At 61.6% G+C, this 279-nt stretch carries 1 protein-coding gene; it reads left to right on the top strand.

Annotation, left to right across the window (positions count from 1 at the left end):
* A partial coding sequence (locus EN786_RS37485; protein WP_135910250.1) for a molybdopterin-dependent oxidoreductase occupies positions 1-279 on the top strand: 279 nt, incomplete at both ends.

Genomic DNA, 279 nt, shown 5'->3' on the forward strand with positions numbered 1-279 from the left:
CGATATCTGGCTCAACCCGAAGCAGGGGACCGACGCCGCGCTGGCATTGGCCATGGGCCACGTCATTCTTCGCGAATATTACCTCGATCGCACGGTTCCGTATTTCGACGACTACGCCCGCAAATACACCGACCTGCCGTTCCTGGTTCGCCTGACAGAACGCGACGGCCGGCTCGTTCCCGAACGGCTCCTGCGGACCTCGGAGATCGCTGGCGGTTTGGGCGAGAGCAACAATCCGGAATGGAAAACGGTCGCGATCGACGAGGCCACCGATGCACT

This window comes from Mesorhizobium sp. M4B.F.Ca.ET.143.01.1.1 (assembly GCF_004792275.1).
Taxonomy (GTDB): domain Bacteria; phylum Pseudomonadota; class Alphaproteobacteria; order Rhizobiales; family Rhizobiaceae; genus Mesorhizobium; species Mesorhizobium abyssinicae.